The organism is Mucilaginibacter lacusdianchii (genome assembly GCF_009770985.1).
Classification (GTDB): Bacteria; Bacteroidota; Bacteroidia; order Sphingobacteriales; family Sphingobacteriaceae; genus Mucilaginibacter; species Mucilaginibacter lacusdianchii.
The window spans coordinates 923,830-942,866 of sequence record NZ_WSRW01000002.1 but is presented as its reverse complement, the minus strand read 5'-3'; the positions used below and the strand labels follow the sequence as shown (position 1 = coordinate 942,866).

14 protein-coding genes are annotated in these 19,037 nt (G+C 42.9%); 7 read left to right on the top strand and 7 right to left on the bottom strand.

From position 1 onward, the window contains the following. Positions 1-55 precede the first annotated feature (55 nt). Both GPM24_RS11025 and GPM24_RS11020 read left to right on the top strand, forming a co-directional pair. A complete protein-coding gene (locus tag GPM24_RS11025; protein ID WP_158826807.1) occupies positions 56-1,564 on the top strand; it encodes a tagaturonate reductase in 1,509 nt (502 codons plus the stop codon). Further along, a complete protein-coding gene (locus GPM24_RS11020) occupies positions 1,561-3,216 on the top strand; it encodes a UxaA family hydrolase (RefSeq protein WP_158826806.1) in 1,656 nt (551 codons plus the stop codon). Before GPM24_RS11025 ends, GPM24_RS11020 begins: the two co-directional genes overlap by 4 nt. 124 nt (positions 3,217-3,340) lie before the next feature. Here GPM24_RS11020 and GPM24_RS11015 read toward each other — a convergent pair whose 3' ends face one another. Genes GPM24_RS11015 through GPM24_RS11005 form a run of 3 tightly spaced genes read right to left on the bottom strand, consistent with a single transcriptional unit; the run spans position 3,341 to position 5,049 of the window. Next, positions 3,341-3,610 (bottom strand): hypothetical protein, encoded by a 270-nt coding sequence (locus tag GPM24_RS11015; protein WP_158826805.1) that lies wholly within the window; start codon positions 3,608-3,610, stop codon positions 3,341-3,343. Positions 3,611-3,635: 25 nt separating this feature from the next. Next, positions 3,636-4,790, bottom strand: coding sequence for a baeRF7 domain-containing protein (locus GPM24_RS11010; RefSeq protein WP_158826804.1), 1,155 nt, complete (start codon positions 4,788-4,790; stop codon positions 3,636-3,638). Between the two features lie 13 nt (positions 4,791-4,803). Further along, positions 4,804-5,049 (bottom strand): hypothetical protein, encoded by a 246-nt coding sequence (locus GPM24_RS11005; protein WP_158826803.1) that lies wholly within the window; start codon positions 5,047-5,049, stop codon positions 4,804-4,806. 213 nt (positions 5,050-5,262) lie between these two features. On the opposite strand from GPM24_RS11005, the gene GPM24_RS11000 reads away from it, so the two are divergent. Next, positions 5,263-6,249: an alpha/beta fold hydrolase gene (locus GPM24_RS11000; protein ID WP_158826802.1), complete on the top strand. Its 987-nt coding sequence runs from the start codon at positions 5,263-5,265 to the stop codon at positions 6,247-6,249. Here GPM24_RS11000 and GPM24_RS10995 read toward each other — a convergent pair. Next, the gene (locus GPM24_RS10995) at positions 6,246-7,514 is read right to left on the bottom strand and encodes a cytochrome P450 (protein WP_158826801.1); all 1,269 of its coding nucleotides are present in this window, start codon (positions 7,512-7,514) and stop codon (positions 6,246-6,248) included. The genes GPM24_RS11000 and GPM24_RS10995 overlap by 4 nt on opposite strands. Positions 7,515-7,854: 340 nt before the next feature. On the opposite strand from GPM24_RS10995, the gene GPM24_RS10990 reads away from it, so the two are divergent. Together GPM24_RS10990 and GPM24_RS10985 are read left to right on the top strand one after the other, a co-directional pair. Continuing rightward, the gene (locus tag GPM24_RS10990; protein WP_199269724.1) at positions 7,855-13,587 is read left to right on the top strand and encodes a HAMP domain-containing protein; all 5,733 of its coding nucleotides are present in this window, start codon (positions 7,855-7,857) and stop codon (positions 13,585-13,587) included. A gap of 42 nt (positions 13,588-13,629) precedes the next feature. After that, positions 13,630-14,844 (top strand): hybrid sensor histidine kinase/response regulator, encoded by a 1,215-nt coding sequence (locus GPM24_RS10985; RefSeq protein ID WP_158826800.1) that lies wholly within the window; start codon positions 13,630-13,632, stop codon positions 14,842-14,844. Between the two features lie 44 nt (positions 14,845-14,888). Here GPM24_RS10985 and GPM24_RS10980 read toward each other — a convergent pair whose 3' ends face one another. Beyond that, positions 14,889-15,254, bottom strand: a complete 366-nt coding sequence (locus GPM24_RS10980) for a response regulator (protein ID WP_158826799.1) — start codon at positions 15,252-15,254, stop codon at positions 14,889-14,891. Between the two features lie 322 nt (positions 15,255-15,576). Continuing rightward, complete coding sequence (locus tag GPM24_RS10975; RefSeq protein ID WP_158826798.1) at positions 15,577-15,888, bottom strand: hypothetical protein; 312 nt, start codon at positions 15,886-15,888, stop codon at positions 15,577-15,579. A 320-nt stretch (positions 15,889-16,208) separates the two neighbouring features. Between GPM24_RS10975 and GPM24_RS10970 the strand changes: the two genes are divergently transcribed. After that, positions 16,209-16,499 carry a hypothetical protein gene (locus GPM24_RS10970; protein WP_158826797.1) on the top strand — a complete coding sequence of 97 codons (291 nt, stop codon included), beginning with the start codon at positions 16,209-16,211 and terminating at the stop codon, positions 16,497-16,499. 151 nt (positions 16,500-16,650) lie between these two features. Here GPM24_RS10970 and GPM24_RS10965 read toward each other — a convergent pair whose 3' ends face one another. Then, entirely contained in the window at positions 16,651-17,787 is a 1,137-nt protein-coding gene (locus tag GPM24_RS10965; RefSeq protein WP_199269723.1) for a glycoside hydrolase family 26 protein, read from the bottom strand. A gap of 514 nt (positions 17,788-18,301) precedes the next feature. Here GPM24_RS10965 and GPM24_RS10960 point away from each other — a divergent pair. After that, positions 18,302-18,934, top strand: a complete 633-nt coding sequence (locus GPM24_RS10960; RefSeq protein WP_158826796.1) for a redoxin domain-containing protein — start codon at positions 18,302-18,304, stop codon at positions 18,932-18,934. The last annotated feature ends 103 nt before the right edge of the window (positions 18,935-19,037 follow it).

Genomic DNA, 19,037 nt, shown 5'->3' with positions numbered 1-19,037 from the left:
GGTCAATGCAATCCCTACAAAACAACAACACTAACAATAGATACTTAATTGAATCATGATTTTATCCAGATACAATTTAAACAAAATAAGCACGCCAAACTTGGCTGTGCCTGCGGATGAAATATTTGAACTGCCCGAAAAAGTGTTGCAGTTTGGTACCGGGGTATTGCTGCGTGGATTACCTGATTATTATATTGATAAAGCCAACCGCCAGGGTATTTTCAATGGTAGGGTTGTGGTGGTGAAATCTACCGATACAGGTTCAACCACAGAGTTCGATCGCCAGGATAGCTTGTATACCTTGCACTTAAAAGGTATAGACGAGGGTAAAGAAGTTGATGAGCAAATGGTATGCTCAGCTATCAGTCGTGTTCTGACAGCTGGTACCGACTGGGATAAAATTCTGGAAGTAGCTAAAAGCCCGGATTTAAAAGTGGTTATTTCTAACACTACCGAGGTAGGTATACAACTGGTGCAGGATGATATCCGCAAGTATCCACCCGTTTCTTTTCCGGGCAAATTGCTGGCTGTTTTATATGAGCGTTACAAAGCTTTTAACGGCAGCAAAGGTAGCGGTTTGGTTATTGTACCTACCGAGCTGATTGTAGACAACGGCAAAAAGCTGGAGTCGATTGTATTGGAACTTGCTCATTTAAATAAACTGGAACCGGCTTTTATGGACTGGCTGGAAGAAAATAATCGTTTCTGTAGTTCATTAGTAGACCGTATTGTTCCCGGAGCACCAAATCCAGCACTAGCTGAAGAGATGAACCAAGAGTCGGGATACCAGGATAACTTACGTATCATTTCAGAAGTTTATTCACTATGGGCTATTGAGGGTGATGAATATATTAAGGAAGTGCTTTCATTTGCACCGGCTGATAAAGGCGTGGTGATTGTACCGGATATTGAAGTGTTCCGCGAACTGAAACTGCGTTTGCTGAATGGTACGCATACGCTAAGCTGCGGTATAGCTTACCTGTCGGGTTTCAGAACGGTAAAACAATCTATGGATAATCCAGATTTTTCAAAACTGGTTACCCAACTGATGATAGGCGAGGTGGCTCCGGCCTTGCCTTACGATATTGATATGGATACGGCAACCGACTTTGCCAACAAGGTGTTAGACAGGTTCCGTAATCCGTTTATCGAGCATCAGTGGATCAGTATATCGGCCCAGTATTCATCCAAAATGAAAATGCGGGTGATACCTATTATCATCAACCATTACAAAACCAAGCAACAGCCGCCTAAATGCCTTGCTTTAGGTTTTGCCGCTTTTTTACGTTTTATGAAGAGCGAAAAGCGAGCAGATGGTAAATTTGTAGGCCATTACAATGGCGAAGAATACGTTATTACCGATAGTCAGGCCGAGGTATTTAGCAATGCCTGGAACAGCTACTCGGACGTGCACGAAATGGTAAACGCCTTGCTGGCGCAAAAAGAATTATGGGGTTTTGATTTAAATCATTTACCGAGTTTCCGCAATGCGGTATTAACCGAACTACTGAAAATCAACGAGCACGGAACCAAAGAATTATTTTTTAAGGAAGCGATAGTATGAAACAAAGATATTTAAAGATACATCCGGCTGATAACGTATTAGTGGCCCTAACCGATTTGCCTGAGGGCGAAGTGGTAGAATATAAAGGCGAACGTGTAACTAGCGTTAATGCCATCCCAGCCAAGCATAAACTGGCTTTGCAAGATTTAAATACAGGCGACAGCATTACCATGTACGGTGTACTGGTAGGCAAGGCACAAGCTTATATACCGGCAGGTGGTTTGTTAAGTACGGCCAATGTAAAGCATGCCGCCAATAGCACGCTTACTGAAAATTTAGGTCCGGCTGATTGGAGTAAACCAGACGTAAGCCAATGGGAAGGGCGCACTTTTAACGGCTACCACCGCGCAGATGGTAGTGTAGGTACCGGTAATTACTGGCTGGTGGTACCCATGGTATTTTGTGAAAACCGTAATCTGGAAGTATTACAGGAAGCGTTAGTGAAACCGCTAGGCTATGGTCGCAAAAAAACATATGAAACCAAAGCGCAGCAATTAATCAACCGCATCAAACAAGGCGGTTCGGTTGACGAGGTACTATACACCGAGATAAATGCTGAAGATGCTGCGGGTAATGAAACGAAAGTATTCCCTAACGTTGATGGGATTAAGTTTTTAACACATACCGGCGGCTGCGGCGGTATCCGCCAGGATGCAGAAGCGCTGTGTGGCCTGTTAGCAGGTTACATCACACACCCTAACGTGGCTGGCGCAACGGTAATGAGCTTGGGTTGCCAGAACGCACAGGTAAGCATCTTACAACGTGAAATACAAAAACGCTCACCAAACTTTAGCAAACCGTTGTATATCATCGATCAGCAAACGGTAGGCAAAGAGTCAGACACGGTAGAGCTAGCTATGCGCCAAACCTTAGCAGGTTTAATTCAAGCCAATCAAATTACCCGTAAACCTGCACCGCTAAACAAGCTGACTATCGGTTTAGAATGCGGTGGTTCGGATGGATTTTCTGGCATTTCGGCCAACCCGGCAATCGGTTATACATCCGATTTGCTGGTAGCACTAGGCGGTTCAGTAATCTTGTCTGAATTTCCGGAACTGTGTGGTGTTGAGCAAAACCTGATTGACCGTTGTGTAGAAAAAGATGATGCCAACCGCTTTGTGAACCTGGTACGTACCTACGCACAACGTGCAGAAGAGGTAGGATCGGGCTTTGATATGAACCCATCGCCAGGTAACATTAAAGATGGCTTGATTACCGATGCTATTAAATCAGCAGGCGCCGCCAAAAAAGGCGGTACATCGCCAGTAATGGACGTGTTGGATTACCCTGAAAAGGTAACTAAACCTGGCTTGAACCTATTATGTACACCAGGTAATGATGTGGAATCTACAACAGCCGAGGTAGCTTCAGGTGCCAATGTGGTGTTGTTTACTACGGGTTTGGGTACGCCAACCGGCAACCCTATTACGCCGGTGGTAAAAATATCATCAAACACCAATCTGTATAACAAGATGAGCGACATCATCGATATCAATACCGGAACCATTATAGAAGGTGAGGAAACTATTGAGCAGGCTGGTGCCCGTATTTTAGATTATGTTATACAAGTGGCCAGCGGCGAGGTACAGGTAAGTGCTGTACGCCATGGTCAAGACGACTTTATTCCGTGGAAACGCGGAGTATCCTTGTAATTATTTTATAGTTTTTATTTGATGGGGAGCGTTCTTACAGCGAGTGTAAGGCGCTTTTTTGTTTACAGTATGATCTGAAAAAAGAAAGCCCGATAATATTATCGGGCTTTCTTTTTTAGGCTGATTAGGTTCCTGAACCCTCATTGCCGCTTACATCTTTGGTCCACTTCTGGTTTTCGTCTTCCAAATAAGTATCTGGCGGAGCTCCTTGCTGGCGCTCGGGATACGCATCCCGGCCACCCTCAGGGCTATTCTCTTTTATTTTGCTGAGTTGGTCCTCATCACGGGCGCCGCTTCTGATATCCTCTCCAGATTGATTGCTATCTTGTAAGCCTTCTTTCTGGTCGTAAGGTTTGGTACCTTGTTCATCCAACTGATTTTTTTCCTGTTCCATAATCTCCTCCTTATTTAATGGATACTTAAAATCTTAAAAATGCAGCAACAACGCTTTCCTTAGGCATTTTTTCTTTTTCCAGCAGGTAAACATCTCCACCGTTTACAAAGGTTTTGATGGCTGCCTGATTCAGTAAGCACTCGTCACCTTCCTGCTTATCCTGATGAATTTCGAGAATGTTGTCTGCCTCGTTAAACTTGCCCCAAATGTGCTTATCCTTACAGATAAATAGATCCGACACTTGTGAGTAATAGCTGGCCGGAATTACCTTATCAGGCATTGATGAGGTAAGCGGCGTGGCAATTTGGTTGTAATAATTCTCTAAAGCCTTGTTGGTGCGCTGTCTAAAATAAGGCGCTACCTTTTCGCGCGATTTTTCGAACAACGCATTCAGGTTCTCGTGTTCCTGGCTACCGGTGATCGGCTCTTCGACAATGTTCTGGTATTTGCTTACACCTTTGTAAATAGGTATCAAATACTCTACACCGGCCAAAACCAATGGTGCATGCTTATCGTGTAAAATTTCGGTAAACAAGGTTTTGTCCACTTCCTGAAAGTAAATACCCAAATTGGCCTTATCATCTAATTGTCCCTCGCCATGGCCGTGGAAACTAGCACTTCCGGTACCGCCTTTGCCACCTTGACGGAACAATTGCTGGTCTTCTTTTTCTTCAAAGTGCACCACGTCGTCCATGCCGTTGGGCAGGCCTTCTACCAGTACACGTTGTAAGCCAAAGGCATTACCTTGGTAAAACTGTGCATCGTGTTTGCTTAGCACCAGCAGGTAATACTCTTCGTTGTTGGTGATGGCTGGCAATAGCGGACTTACAAAGAAATTATGGTTCAGATACACTTCTTCTTTTACCGCAAAAGGCAATTGGATGGCTTTGAAAAAGCCGTTGGCCATAAATACGGCTAGGCCTTCCAGTTGGCTGTTCCAAAATATTTCGTTGTTATACAATTCAAACCCTGGTTTCAGCAAGTTTTCAATTACTTCCGAGGTTAAACCTTGGTTTTGCAACTGCGTATTGGCAGCTTGTAAAGCATTTTTGAAAACAATAGCATCCTGCTTTTCATTTACCTCAACGCCCGAGCGGTGCGTTGGTATATACAAGGAAATGCAGTTGTCACCCTGGAAGTTTACCAGTTCTGTAAATTCATTTTTTGATATAATCTCCATTAGTGCTTACTTATTAATCGTTATTACTATTGTTATTGTCGTCTAAATCTTCACCTTTATGCAGATTGCGGTTGGGGTGACGTACGTGTATACCTTCTGCAAGTTCGTCGGTGTGGTCTTTAGTATATTTGGCTGCTATTTCATTTTCTGTTTCCGGATCAATAGCTGCAAAAGCGTCTTTTAATTGATGTGTATCGCGGTCGCTGCCAGATGGTTTTCCTTTCGGCGGAACGTATCCGCCGTTTTTATCTTTTCCCATAGTGATGTTTATTAGTTTATATTAAAAAAGGAAAATCTTTAGATTATCCTACGGTTAAATATGTTAACCATAGGAATAACTTATTGGTGCTAAAACGGTTTTAAAAAAAAGCGAATAAAACCAGCACGAAATTTAATTTCAATGTCAGCTAGGGTTTGCCAAACCTAACTTGAAAGGTAAGTGTTATATGCATCATAAATTCATTAAAAAGCTATGGATAAGCTTAAAACGCCACTTAAAATAGCGGCAGTAGCAATGGTGGCCGCTTTTGGCCGTTACCCGGTTTCATGGTTGTTTTCTAAAAAAAGCGGCAAACATATTAGCTGGCCCAAGCCCGGCGTACACCATTGGGTAAAGTGTGCCAGTGGTAACGAGTTTTATGTGGAATTTGATGGTCCCGTTAACGCACAACCTATAGTATTTATACATGGTTTAAATGCTACACGGCAGCAGTGGTATTACCAGCGCAAGTATTTCAAAAAAACACATAGGCTGGTGTTTATTGACTTGCCGGGGCATGGCAATTCCGCAAAAGCCAACGATTTAACCGTTGCTACGCTTGCTGCAGACTTGAAACGGGTGTTGGGCTTTTTGCATGTTCATAACCCCATTATTTATGGGCACAGTTGGGGAAGTTCAATAGTGATGCAATACTGCCTGTTAGCCGGCATACCATTGAATGCCAAGGCGGTTATCTTACATGGCGGTCCCTATACTAATCCACTAAAAACCATTCAGCTTAGTCCGTTAGCGCTGGCGCTCGAAAAGCCGGTAATTGTGCCAACTGTTGAGCTTCTGAAAAAAGCAGCACCGTTGGTTGATGTGGTTAATAAGCTTTATTACTCAAGTGGTATCACTACCTTATTGGCCCGGTTTGCCTATTTTACAGGTAAGCAAACCGCAGCACAATTAAGGTACACAGCACAGATGGCACCGCAGTGTAAGACCAAAGCGGTAACCGGCGGACTCCTGAAGCTTTTTAACTTCGAGCTTACCGAGCAGTTAAAAACCATCAAAATACCCACACTGGTTGTAGGTAGCCTGAATGATAAGGTACACCGTTATGAGTGCAGCCAGTTTATTCATGAACAGATACCCAATTCAAGTTTTGTAACTGTAGATGGCGGCCACCAAAGTATGGTGGAAAACCACAAAACCTTAAATCAGGCCATTGATATGTTTATCCAGTCTATAGGTTAAATCAAGACATGTGAAGTTTCCTTTGCTTTAACGCTGGATATTACAAAGCCGCTTTTAGGTAAGGTAGGCATACGCGATAAATTAAATGACAGATCTTGCTTGGCGACTGTGAATTGCACTTTTTCCAGTAAAAAGGTAAGTACAGTCTTTAACACTTCTATAGTAATCCACTCACCCGGACAACGATGTCCTTGATGTGGATTGCCACCGCCTTGCGCCAAAAAATCAAATGGTTTTATGGGGCGATTTATAAAGCGGTCAGGATTAAATTCATATGGATGTTCCCACAAGCGTTCATCATGGTTGGTGCCATACATATCCAGTAATACCAGCGCGCCTTTCGGGATAGAATAACCTTGCCAGTCAAAATCATGCTTGGCAATGGCACCCATCAATGGGGCAAATGGGTAAAAACGCCTAACTTCATTCACAAAGCGGTTACGGTAGTCATTCGTATCTTTCAAAAACAATTGATGGCTGGCCGGATACGTATGCAGTGCTGTAGCGCCAAAGGTAATATACCAGGCAATAGCCACAGTTGGGCGCAAAACGTTTAAAAGTTCAATTGCGGCCAAGTGCAAATCCAATAATCTGCCCTCGCTATCGCGATAAAAGGCGGTAAGGTACAATGCTGTTTCCTCGGGTACCGCCATTCTTCCATCCCTTACTTTTTTGATCATACGCTTTATCCATGTTTGTGCACGCCTGCGAGCCAAGCGACCCCGCCAGTTACGGGAACCGATGCTGCCAAAAGCATCAACCATATAAATAAAGTCGCGCGCTCGTCTGGCTACTTCGCTGTTTTTCAGGGGCACACCTGCCCAGGCACATACTGCCCGGCAAAGTACCTGTTGTGCTTCTTTAAACAAAACCACGCTTCTTTGACCTGGCCACCGGTTTAAAGCATAGTTCATTTGTTGCTCTACCAAACCCGTAAGCCGGTTGATGTTCTCATCCGTCATCAACGACATAAACATTTCTTTACGGTTGTGATGCACCTCGCCGTCGGTGGTATGAATGGCGTTGGTGCCGGTCAACGTTTTTTGTATAGGTGGAGGCACAGCCCCCTTGCGCTTAAATTTATCCGGGTCATAAAATGTTCTGGCCGCATCTTCTCCGCCAAAGCAAATGACTTTGAACCCTAAAACAGGTATTTGAAATATGTCTGATTGGTGTTTTTTCCGTCGGTTGCCAATAAAGTTAAAACCGTCGTGGTATACACCGTATAATGCAGATAATGCGTTTTCTGATGGAATCTCTGTCATGCGCTTGAGTTATACTGTTTAAAAGAAACGTCACTTTGCTAAGCTTGTTTACAGTAATAAGATTATTCCAATGGTTGATTTATGTGATTTTCTTGATAGTGATTTGTACTCCAGTAACATAAATTGACCAATTCCTGAAAAATGTTACTGGTATTTGGTATTCCTAATTAGAGTGTAAGTTAAAATTTGATATTAATATTTATGTGGTTATCGTTTGATGTTAACTATTGATTAAATGTGCCTGTTATTGAAAATTAACGGCTTTTTGCCCCTTGACATGTGGTTTTAATAATTAAATTTGGTAGCCGATTTTTTAACCGGCCTCTACAAATACCTATCTATGAATAACGAAATTATAGACATCCCTGTAAAGGAGCGTCCGAAAAAGTCTGTGCTTAATGATAGCGAAGAGGCTTTGGATATGCGCGAATTGCTGCGTGTGCTTTCACAAGTAAAAAACGGTAAGTTAAGTGCCCGCATGAATATTACCCAGGCGGGTATCAGCGGCCGGATATGCGAGTTGGTTAATGATATTATTGACATGAACGAACGTATCGTGTCCGAAATTTGCACGGCCGAAAAAATCATTGGTAAACGAGGTAACCTTTCTAAAAGGGTTTCCATTCCGGATGCTAAAGGGGAGTGGGCTGTTGGGGTAAACGCCTTAAACAACCTTATCACCGATTTAACATATCCTACTACAGAAATTGCAGGGATGATCACCTCTATTGCAAAAGGTGACTTATCGAAGCAAATACCACTTGAAATAAATGGGCAGCCATTGCGGGGAGAGTTTTTAACCATTGCTAAAGAGGCAAACCAAATGGTGTCGCAGCTCAGATTATTTTCATCTGAAGTAACCCGGGTAGCCACCCAGGTAGGTTCGGAAGGTAAGCTGGGCGAGCAGGCCAAGGTTAAAGGGGTAGCCGGTGTTTGGGAAGAACTGACCGACTCGGTAAACCAAATGGCCGGTAACTTAACTACCCAGATGCGTAACATTGCCGAGGTGACTACGGCGGTAGCCAAAGGCGACTTGTCGCGCAAAATTACCGTAGATGCTAAAGGTGAAATATTAGAACTAAAAAATACCATCAACACGATGGTGGATCAGCTGAACTCCTTCTCATCCGAAGTAACCCGTGTGGCTATTGAGGTTGGTACCGAGGGGAAACTAGGTGGTCAGGCAAAAGTACAAGGTATATCAGGTACCTGGAAGGATTTAACCGACTCGGTAAACCAGATGGCCGGTAACCTAACGGCCCAAGTACGTAACATTGCTGAGGTGACTACAGCGGTAGCCAAAGGCGACTTATCACGGCACATTACAGTAGACGTAAAAGGCGAGATATTGGAGTTAAAGAATACCATCAATACGATGGTGGATCAGCTGAACGGTTTTGCATCCGAAGTAACGCGTGTGGCGCTTGAGGTAGGTACCGAAGGTAAGCTGGGTGGACAGGCCAAAGTACCAGGCGTAGCTGGTACTTGGAAAGAGCTTACCGACTCGGTAAACCAAATGGCCGGTAACTTAACCGGTCAGGTGCGTAACATTGCCGACGTAACCACCGCGGTAGCCAACGGTGACTTGTCGCGCAAAATTACGGTAGACGTCCAAGGCGAAATCTTGGAGCTGAAAAATACCATCAATACCATGGTGGAGCAGCTTAACTCGTTTGCATCTGAAGTAACACGTGTAGCGCTAGAGGTGGGTACTGAAGGTAAATTAGGCGGCCAGGCCAAAGTAAAAGGTGTTGGTGGGGTTTGGAAAGATTTGACCGACTCGGTAAATAAAATGGGTAGTAACCTGACTTTACAGGTACGTAATATAGCCGACGTAACCACGGCGGTAGCAAAGGGCGACCTTTCCCGCAAAATTACGGTTGCCGCCAACGGCGAGATTTTGGAGTTGAAGAATACTATCAATACGATGGTGGATCAGCTCAACTCGTTTGGTAATGAGGTAACCCGTCTGGCTCGTGAGGTAGGTACTGAGGGTAAACTGGGTGGCCAGGCATTTGTGCCTGGGGTAGCCGGCACCTGGAAAGAGTTGACTGACTCGGTAAACCAGATGGCTGGTAACCTAACCTCGCAGGTACGTAACATCGCAACGGTAACTACTGCCGTAGCGAATGGTGACTTATCACGTAAAATCACCGTGGATGTACAAGGCGAGATTCTGGAGCTGAAAAACACCATCAACACAATGGTGGAGCAGCTGAACGCCTTTGCCTCGGAAGTAACCCGTGTGGCCTTGGAGGTAGGTACCGAAGGTAAGTTGGGCGGCCAGGCCAAGGTAAAAGGTGTTGGTGGGGTTTGGAAAGATTTGACCGACTCGGTAAATAAGATGGGTAGTAACCTGACCTTACAGGTACGTAATATAGCCGAGGTAACCACGGCGGTGGCAACGGGCGACTTATCGCGCAAAATCACCATCGAGGCCCGAGGCGAAATTTTAGAATTAAAGAACACTATCAATACGATGGTGGATCAGCTAAACGGTTTTGCGTCCGAGGTAACGCGTGTGGCGCTCGAAGTAGGTACCGAAGGTAAGCTGGGAGGACAGGCCAAAGTACCAGGCGTAGCGGGTACGTGGAAAGAGTTGACCGACTCGGTAAACCAGATGGCAGGTAACTTAACCTCGCAAGTACGTAACATTGCAGATGTAACCACAGCAGTGGCCAACGGTGACTTGTCGCGTAAAATTACGGTAGACGTACGAGGGGAAATTCTCGAGTTGAAAAACACCATCAACACGATGGTGGATCAGTTGAACGCATTTGCATCCGAAGTAACACGCGTGGCTCGTGAGGTGGGTATTGAGGGCCGCTTGGGTGGCCAGGCGTTTGTGCCGGGTGTTGCCGGTACCTGGAAGGATTTGACCGACTCTGTAAACAACATGGCGTCGAACTTAACCAGCCAGGTGCGTGGTATAGCCAAGGTTGTGACCTCGGTAGCTAACGGTAACCTAAAACAAACGCTATCGATCAATGCACAGGGCGAAGTTTACCAGCTAACGGAAACCATCAACAACATGATTGATACCCTGGCGGTATTTGCCGATCAGGTAACTACGGTGGCCCGTGAGGTGGGTGTGGAAGGTAAGCTGGGCGGGCAGGCCAACGTGCCGGGTGCATCTGGTACCTGGTTGGATTTAACCAAAAACGTAAACCAGTTGGCCGAAAACTTAACCACACAGGTGCGTGCCATTGCCGAGGTAGCATCGGCGGTAACCAAAGGCGACTTAACCCGAACCATCCGTGTAGATGCACGTGGCGAGGTGGAGGCCCTGAAAGATACCATCAACCAGATGATTGCCAACCTGAAAGACACCACGACCGAAAACCGTGAGCAGGACTGGTTAAAATCTAACCTTGCCAAATTTGCGCAGATGCTGCAAGGCCAGCGCGATAGAAATGCAGTGGCCAATAAAATTCTATCGGAGCTTGCCCAGCTGGTGAATGCCCCATATGGTGCATTCTACATTCTGGAACAGCCTGAGGGCACCGATGAGCCAACATTAAAACTGTTCGCCGGTTATGCACCACGCAGCAGAAGATCAATCAACAAAGAGTTTTCGTTGAATGAGGGCTTGGTAGGGCAGTGTGCTACCGATAAAGAAAGAATATTACTGAAAAACGTACCCGGCGATTACCTGCGCATCAGTTCGGGCATCGGCAACGCGCCGCCGCTCGACTTGGTAATTTTACCGGTATTGTTCGAAAATAACATCAAAGCGGTAATCGAACTCGGTTCATTCGAGCACTTTAGCCGTACGCACTTAGACTTTTTGGACCAGTTAACGGAATCTATTGGTATCGTATTGAACAACATCGAAACCAATACCCGTACCGAAGAATTATTGAAGCAATCGCAATCCCTATCAGGCGACTTACGTGCCCAGCAGGAAGAGCTGCGCCGCGCTAACGAGGAGCTGCATGATAAAGCCCAATTGCTCGAGAAACAAAAAGAAGAGGTGGAGCAAATCAACAAAGAAGTTGAGGAGGCCCGACTTTCATTAGAAGAAAAAGCCGAGCAGTTAACGCTCACCTCAAAATATAAGTCAGAATTCTTGGCCAACATGTCGCACGAATTGCGTACGCCGTTGAACAGCTTGCTTATTTTAGCGCAACAACTGTTCGAGAATCATGATGGTAACCTTACCGAAAAGCAAATCAGGTATGCTAAAACCATTCACTCTTGTGGTGATGACCTGATTCAGCTGATTAATGATATTCTAGACTTATCTAAAATCGAATCAGGAGTTATTTTTGCGGATATTATGCCCGTTAGCTTCCGTGAGATTGCCTCATTTGTGGAGACAACCTTTAAGCCGATATCGGAAACCAAGAACCTTAACTTCGAGATTGAGATTGACGAAGAGTTGCCGGAAATGATGGAAACGGATATTCAACGTCTTAACCAGATCCTGAAAAACCTATTATCGAATGCTTTCAAGTTTACCGAAAAAGGAGAAGTAAGGTTGCGTATTCAACGCGCCAACGCCTTGCCGGATAGCCCGATTAAAGATGCGGTTATTGCATTCTCTATTGAAGATACCGGTATAGGCATTCCAAAAAATACGCAAAGTTTAATATTTGAGGCATTTCAGCAGGCCGAAGGTTCAACCAGCCGTAAATACGGTGGTACAGGTTTGGGCTTATCCATCAGTAAGGGCTTTGCCGAATTGCTGGGTGGTACTATTACCGTAGATAGCGAATTGGGCCGTGGCAGTGTGTTTACCCTTTACCTGCCGTTCCGCTACAAAGATGCTTCTAAATCGTTAGAAGAAAACGTAGCTGTCGTATCTACCAACCCAACTTATCCGGCAACAGCTACCAACAAGGCGCTGTTAAACAATGATGCCGAAGAAAAAGTGGTTGACGATGACCGCCATAACATTCAGCAAAACGATCGTGTGATATTGGTGATTGAGGATGATATGCGCTTTACCAAAATCATGATTGATAAGGTGCACGATTTTGGTTTGAAAGTAGTGGTGGCATCTACTTATGTAGATATCTTTGACGCTATTCAGAACTACCACCCAATAGCCATTACACTGGATGTGAACCTGCCCGAATCAAACGGTTGGAAAGTGTTGAAGCTGCTGAAAAAAGATTTAAACCTGCGTCATATCCCGGTTCATCTAATTTCGGGTGAAGATAATAAAGCACTGGCCTATAAACGCTGTGCCAAAAGTTTTCACCTCAAACCGCTGTCAAACCGTGCTCTGGATGAGCTAATTTCTGGTATCATCAGTTTCAATGATCGTCCGGTTAAGCGGATGCTGATTGTAGAAAATGATGAGCAGGAGCGGGATGCTTTAACCAAATTTTTAACATGCGAACATATCAGCGTAACCAATACCGATTCGGCTAAAAACGCAATTTCCTTACTTAAAGATTCGGTGTTTGACGGTATAGTATTGGATTTTAGTTTGCCCGATGCCAAAGGTTTGCTCAATTACCTGAACATGCAAAAGCATTTGGATGTGCCGGTAATCATGCACTCGGTAGAAGATATTCCGCAACAAGAATTATTACACCTAAAGCGTTTGAATCACAAAGTAGTTGCTAAAACTGCCGATTCCAAGGGTTTGTTGTTAGAAGAAGTATCCAAACTACTCCATATCAATACCCAGCAATGGGCCGAAGATAAGTTGCAACTAATAATTGACGCGATTGGCACAGACGATATCCTGGATAACAAAAAGGTGCTGATTGTAGACGACGACGTACGTAACCTGTTTGCTTTAACCGCTGCATTTGAACGTTCAAAACTTAACGTATTAACTGCTGAAAGTGGCCGTGAGGCACTGGAAATATTGAATAACGATAAAGATATAGACATTGTACTGATGGATATCATGATGCCCGAAATGGACGGTTATGAAACCATACAGTGGATACGTAAAGAAAATAAGAATAAAAATTTGCCTATAATTGCCGTTACTGCAAAAGCAATGATTGGCGACAGGCAAAAATGTATTGCCTCTGGCGCATCAGATTATATCACAAAACCTGTTAAAACAGATCAGTTATTGTCATTGATGAGAGTTTGGTTGCAGCAGTAATATTTGCCGGTAAATGATACTATTTTTAATAAAGTTTGATAAATGGAATTAAATTCGGCTGTTAAGATACTATTGGTAGATGACAGCGAAGATAATTTGATGTCAATGGAAGTCGTCCTCGAAAAAGCGGGATATACTTTCTATAAGGCCACTTCGGGTAAGGAAGCTTTGAAAATCCTTTTAAAAGAAGACGACTTTACATTGATATTACTGGATGTGAAAATGCCCATTATGGATGGGTATGAAACAGCTGAGCTGATTTATCAACGCGACAAGCTAAAGCATGTTCCCATCATTTTTATCACCGGTAAAGATTATGAGGATGCTGCCATATTTAGAGGTTATCAAACCGGTGCGGTAGACTATATTCGTAAACCTTTCAATCCGGATGTATTACGCTCAAAAGTGGCTGTATTTGCCGAGTTATATAAAAAAAACTTGCAACTGCAAAGGCAGGAAGAAGAGTTACGCATTATTAATGATGATCTGGTTCGGCTAAATCAAGATTTGGAAAACCGTGTTAAGGAGCGTACTAACGCTCTGGAAAAATTAAATGATGAGTTAAAGCGGCTAAATATCCTTAAAGATAAATCCATTTCTGTAATATCACACGATCTGCGTAACCCGCTGTCTGCCATGTTAACGGCATCTGCCAAGCTTAATGAAAATCCGGAAGAGTTGAGTGACCGGCAAGTTAAACAATTGTCGGGCATCATCCACCGCACATCTCACCGTATTTTAAACCAGTTAAACGAGATTGTAGAGTGGGCAAAAGAACAGAATGAAAAGAACAGCTTCAACCCGCAAAAAATTCATTTGGCTAAAGGTATAGAAGAGTCGTTGGAATTGCTGAAAGTAAATGCGGTACAAAAAAATATCCGGCTAGAGAATAAAACGCCGAGAGGGCTTTATGTAAATGCTGATAACCTGATGCTGCGCTCTATTGTGCAAAACCTGGTTACCAATGCCATTAAATTTACGCCAAGCGGCGGTTATGTGATGGTGCATGCCGAGGCTAAAGCCGGTACGGTAGATATTTGTATTCAGGATACGGGCATTGGTATGTCGCCCGAGATGCAGCAAGCACTGTTTACCCGTGGTTCATTAACCATTAGCGGTACTAATAACGAAGTGGGCAGTGGTTTAGGGTTGATGCTGGTGCGCGATTTTGTAGCCCAGCATGGTGGCACTATCAGTGTGGAAAGTACCCAAGGGGTGGGTACTAAATTTATCTTTAGCATGCCACATAATAATTGATCAAATTGCGCTTTGATTGGCCGAAAGAAATATACGTTGCTTAATTAAACAACGTGTGCAGACAGACATTTTTGTATTTCGCTTAACAAATCGTCTAAGTTAAATGGCTTATGCACATAACCTTCGGCACGGCACTTTTTGGCAATATCTGCGATGTTCATCTGAGTAGAAAAAATGATAACCGGAACATGTTGGGTTTCATGCAAATCTTTCAGTTCTGTGCACAGCAGGTGGCCTTCCTTTTCGTTAATCCACTCGTCCAGTAATATAAGATCGGCTTTATGGTTGTGTAACTGATTTACGGGCCATGGTTTAGCGGTAACTACATGATAGCCTTCTTCGCTTAAAATATAGCTTACAATATCACGAATGTCATTGTCGCCTTCAATAACCAGAATTCTTTTTTTCACTTAATGCTTTTAAATTAATTAGGATTTTGCGGGTACAAATATAATTATTTTGAAATTTTATTAAACGAAGGTTTAAGGTCGAAAAACAGTGCTTTGAAATTATCAACAAAGCCTTTTATTGCTTATCAGATTTACTGCGTTTTTCTTGATACCGAACCCGGAGCTGACTGATAATAACTACCGGAATATAAAAGCATATATCACTCACTATTTTTCCGGTTACAATGCCTGTGGCATAATTGTGCAGCAAGATAGGGAAAATGTACATAAAAAACGGCCGTAAAAGCAAGCTATCCAATAATTCTGCCGGGCCAAATTCCAACTACAGGTTTTTAAAGACCTGCCACGTATGGCGTAATGAAAACTTTTGAGAACTGTGATGCAGTTGGCGGCGTAAAGCTAATACACTTTGTAAGGTGATAACCATATAAAAGCCGATGGTATCGGCAGTAGCCGCGACGTAGGCTGCAATAACCTTATTGTGCGTTAAGTAAAGTGTAAGGTTCGAGGCCGCTATAGCCAAACCAGAGCCGATAAGCTCGGCTGGCAAAAAGCGCTTTATCCACGCTAATATTTTGCCTCGAATTCCTTTAGGCGCGGATGGTATCTCAAATCGCTCCGGTTCGGTGTTCATCTATTTATGGTATTAGCGGGATTAACTGATTTATTAAAAAGAATTGAAAGCTGTGTTGTGTAACCCGGCATTGTAAACTTGCCCGGCTCTCATTTTTACGTCAACAAAAATGAAAATATTTATAACCATTTAACTTCAGCTTTGTAATAATAGTAGCTTGCACACGTATAAATGATGTGCAGGTTTCAGCTGCCAAGCAATAGTTAGCCGATTTACCGGAACAAACATTACAGCATTAGTGCTGGTCATTCCATTATTTTTAAATCCACGACAGGCAGTTACTCAGGCTATTTTTAAATATTTAACAAAAGGAGTTTTGTATGGAGAATGAGCGATATGTGCTTTTACCGGCTACCGATAATTCATGCGCAGAAATTATATTATCTAAAGTAACGGACACTAAAATTAAAGTATGCCCGCTGCAAAAAATAAGTTTTACCCCCGATCCGAATGAGATACAGTTATATTGTGAAAATAAAGGTGAGTCAATTGCCTTCCAAACCGATGGGCTGTCGGTAAAAAACGGATTGGACATGTTCATGGCCGTTAAATGGTACGCCCGTCAGCAGTTGGATAACCCTAAAATGCTGATAATGCATTATAGGTCTTAACAAGTGATTTGGTTTGTGTTTATATAAAAAGGCTGGTTGTTACAACCAGCCTTTTTATATAAATGTATTGTTATGAAACAGGCGTTTTAATTATTTAAAACTACAATATTATGAAAGCGCACTACGGGATAGTATCATAAGTGGGCCTTGTTTACTTGTAAAGTTTTAGACGCGCGGCGTCTTTTTCAAATAGTGTTTGAGGCAATTGGTAAAACTTAATAAAATCCTGTTCGGACACTTGTCCTTTATACGGTGCGTAATATTCTGTTACCTTTTCTGATGGCTTATAGCCCGCATTGCGCCAAAGCAACACATAAGCAGGATGGCGATTTTGTAAAGCGGTAGCCAAAACACCGGTCCACCAGTTAGGGTAGGGGATTTGTGAAAACCCGGTTTCGGCTAATGCCGGTAATTTGTGCTTGGCTTGGGCAACTTCTTCAACAATGGTTAGGTTCTTACTCAGATTGTCGGCAAATGATTTGTCAACGTCCGGGCTTTTATATTGGTAGGTATCAAAGCTAACCACATCCACAACATCATCACCGGGGTAGCGTTGTAAAAATTCATCTTCGGTTTTAAAATCACCGCTGGTGTTATACACAATTATAAGGTTATGCAAATGCTTTTTGGTTCTCAGGTAATTTACCGTAAACCTAAAAAGCTGTTTAAATTCATCGGGCGTACAACTGTTGGCACCCCACCAAAACCAGTTGCCGGTAAGTTCATGAAAAGGACGATACAATACCGGAATAGTTTCACCTTTAGAGCCTTTTAGATCAGCTAGAAAAGCAGCTATCTTATTTAATTGTTGTACGAAAACTTCATGCTTGGGTCCACCCGGTAAAATGGAAGCTACTGTTCCGGGCGCAGGGTCCCAGGCTGTTTTGTCCGTCAGCGGGTTGTTGCCATGCCAGCTGATTGTGATAGCCCCTCCGCGTTGATATCCTTCACGGATGTACTGCTTCATTAAAGTAAACGGAACGCTGTCTAAATCTACCGGAGAGTCTTTTTCAAGGCCGCCTAATTCCCAGCCGTATAAGGCAGGATAATCGCCGGTAACTTCTTTAATATCGCTTCTGCCGGGTTGATATTTCCAATTTACGCCATAAGCTAAGTCATCCTGATGCCCAATTAAATAACCTTCTTGGCTGCTTTTATTTAATTTTTTGAAAAGGTTAACGGTTTCTTTAGTAGCCGAAGCATCTGATAAAGCGTTGGGCTGTGCACAAGAGCTACTCAGAAAGGCAATGGCTAACCAGCCTGTTATCATTTGTGCAGCAAGTTTCATCGGGGATGTATTATAGATGGTGAACATCAAAATTTAAGTTGTATGTGAAATATGAGTAAAGTGATTAGTTATAAAATTATGATTAAGCTAAACAGCATAATTGAAATAAAGCTTTATCTGGAATAGAATAAAATTTAAACAAAAAGTATACTAAATCTGTAGATATTGTATATATTTGAATTATGCCGGTTGTACAGACTGGCTTAAGCGCATAAAATGCTTTAAATTTTAAGACGATGTACAGAGTAAACACCACATACCAAATGTATATATACAGCCTTTGCAAAGGTTGTTATATGTGTTGCTGCTAATTCATTGGGTTGCTTCAGTACATTAATCTCTAACTTATAATTCAACGCAAAATATGTCTGCTCATGTTATATCCCCAACCATAAAAAAAACAGCATACTATCCTGTACAAGAAGTTTTACGGCTTAAGCGATTGTTGTTGCCCTGTTCAATAAACGATCTCATACTAATTCACCCAATTGTTCCTATTCGTTAATGTTTTGATATGCTTAATCAACGTTTAAATTTTCCGGCGTTCGACGCTTTAGAATATACCCCTGAACTAGAATTTTCAAATAACCGGCATGTTGCCTTGTCGCCTTTAAAATATGGCTCTACTGTAATAGAGCTGGATAGCCAAGGCAAAACACATTCCTTTTTAAGTGAGAACTTGTTTAACAATTTCGGCATATCCTTTAGTTATATAACAAAGCCGTTGGTGTTGTACTTTTATTCCCAGGAGTGGGGAACAGCAGGTATTCAGCATTTAAAGCAATTGAATGGGATGCGCCATGAATTGGATATCTACAATATTAACGTGCTCGTGATACATTCAGAACGTGCCGAAAAGTTAAACAGAACTTTTTGGGAGCATAATATTTCATTAGAAGCTTATCATGATGCCAATCATGAAATTGCCCGCTTATTTGGCATATTTCATGAAAATAGCCCAGCATGGAGCAAATACGCAGGTGTAGAAAATAACATTCCTTTACCCGCAGTATACGCTTTAGATCATGAACGGAAAGTTGTGTTCGATTTTGCTAATCAGGATATTCAAACACATATACCTGTAAATGAACTCAAAAATGCAGTGGCTACATATGCACAATACTCGAGTCATAAAAAGTCTGCATAAAATATACTGACTTACAAAAGTTAAGGTTAAAAGCTGGTTTTAATTAAAACCAGCTTTTTTTGTAGTATACTGATTCACGGTTATAACAATCCGCTTTACATAA

Excerpts from the sequence above, each read along its gene's own strand:
- GPM24_RS11000 (WP_158826802.1), top strand. The coding sequence starts at position 5,263 with ATGGATAAGCTTAAAACGCCACTTAAAATAGCGGCAGTAGCAATGGTG.
- GPM24_RS11020 (WP_158826806.1), top strand. The coding sequence starts at position 1,561 with ATGAAACAAAGATATTTAAAGATACATCCGGCTGATAACGTATTAGTG.
- GPM24_RS11010 (WP_158826804.1), bottom strand. The coding sequence starts at position 4,790 with ATGGAGATTATATCAAAAAATGAATTTACAGAACTGGTAAACTTCCAG.
- GPM24_RS10965 (WP_199269723.1), bottom strand. The coding sequence starts at position 17,787 with ATGAAACTTGCTGCACAAATGATAACAGGCTGGTTAGCCATTGCCTTT.
- GPM24_RS11025 (WP_158826807.1), top strand. The coding sequence starts at position 56 with ATGATTTTATCCAGATACAATTTAAACAAAATAAGCACGCCAAACTTG.
- GPM24_RS10990 (WP_199269724.1), top strand. The coding sequence starts at position 7,855 with ATGAATAACGAAATTATAGACATCCCTGTAAAGGAGCGTCCGAAAAAG.
- GPM24_RS11005 (WP_158826803.1), bottom strand. The coding sequence starts at position 5,049 with ATGGGAAAAGATAAAAACGGCGGATACGTTCCGCCGAAAGGAAAACCA.
- GPM24_RS10995 (WP_158826801.1), bottom strand. The coding sequence starts at position 7,514 with ATGACAGAGATTCCATCAGAAAACGCATTATCTGCATTATACGGTGTA.
- GPM24_RS10985 (WP_158826800.1), top strand. The coding sequence starts at position 13,630 with ATGGAATTAAATTCGGCTGTTAAGATACTATTGGTAGATGACAGCGAA.
- GPM24_RS10975 (WP_158826798.1), bottom strand. The coding sequence starts at position 15,888 with ATGAACACCGAACCGGAGCGATTTGAGATACCATCCGCGCCTAAAGGA.
- GPM24_RS10970 (WP_158826797.1), top strand. The coding sequence starts at position 16,209 with ATGGAGAATGAGCGATATGTGCTTTTACCGGCTACCGATAATTCATGC.
- GPM24_RS10960 (WP_158826796.1), top strand. The coding sequence starts at position 18,302 with ATGCTTAATCAACGTTTAAATTTTCCGGCGTTCGACGCTTTAGAATAT.
- GPM24_RS11015 (WP_158826805.1), bottom strand. The coding sequence starts at position 3,610 with ATGGAACAGGAAAAAAATCAGTTGGATGAACAAGGTACCAAACCTTAC.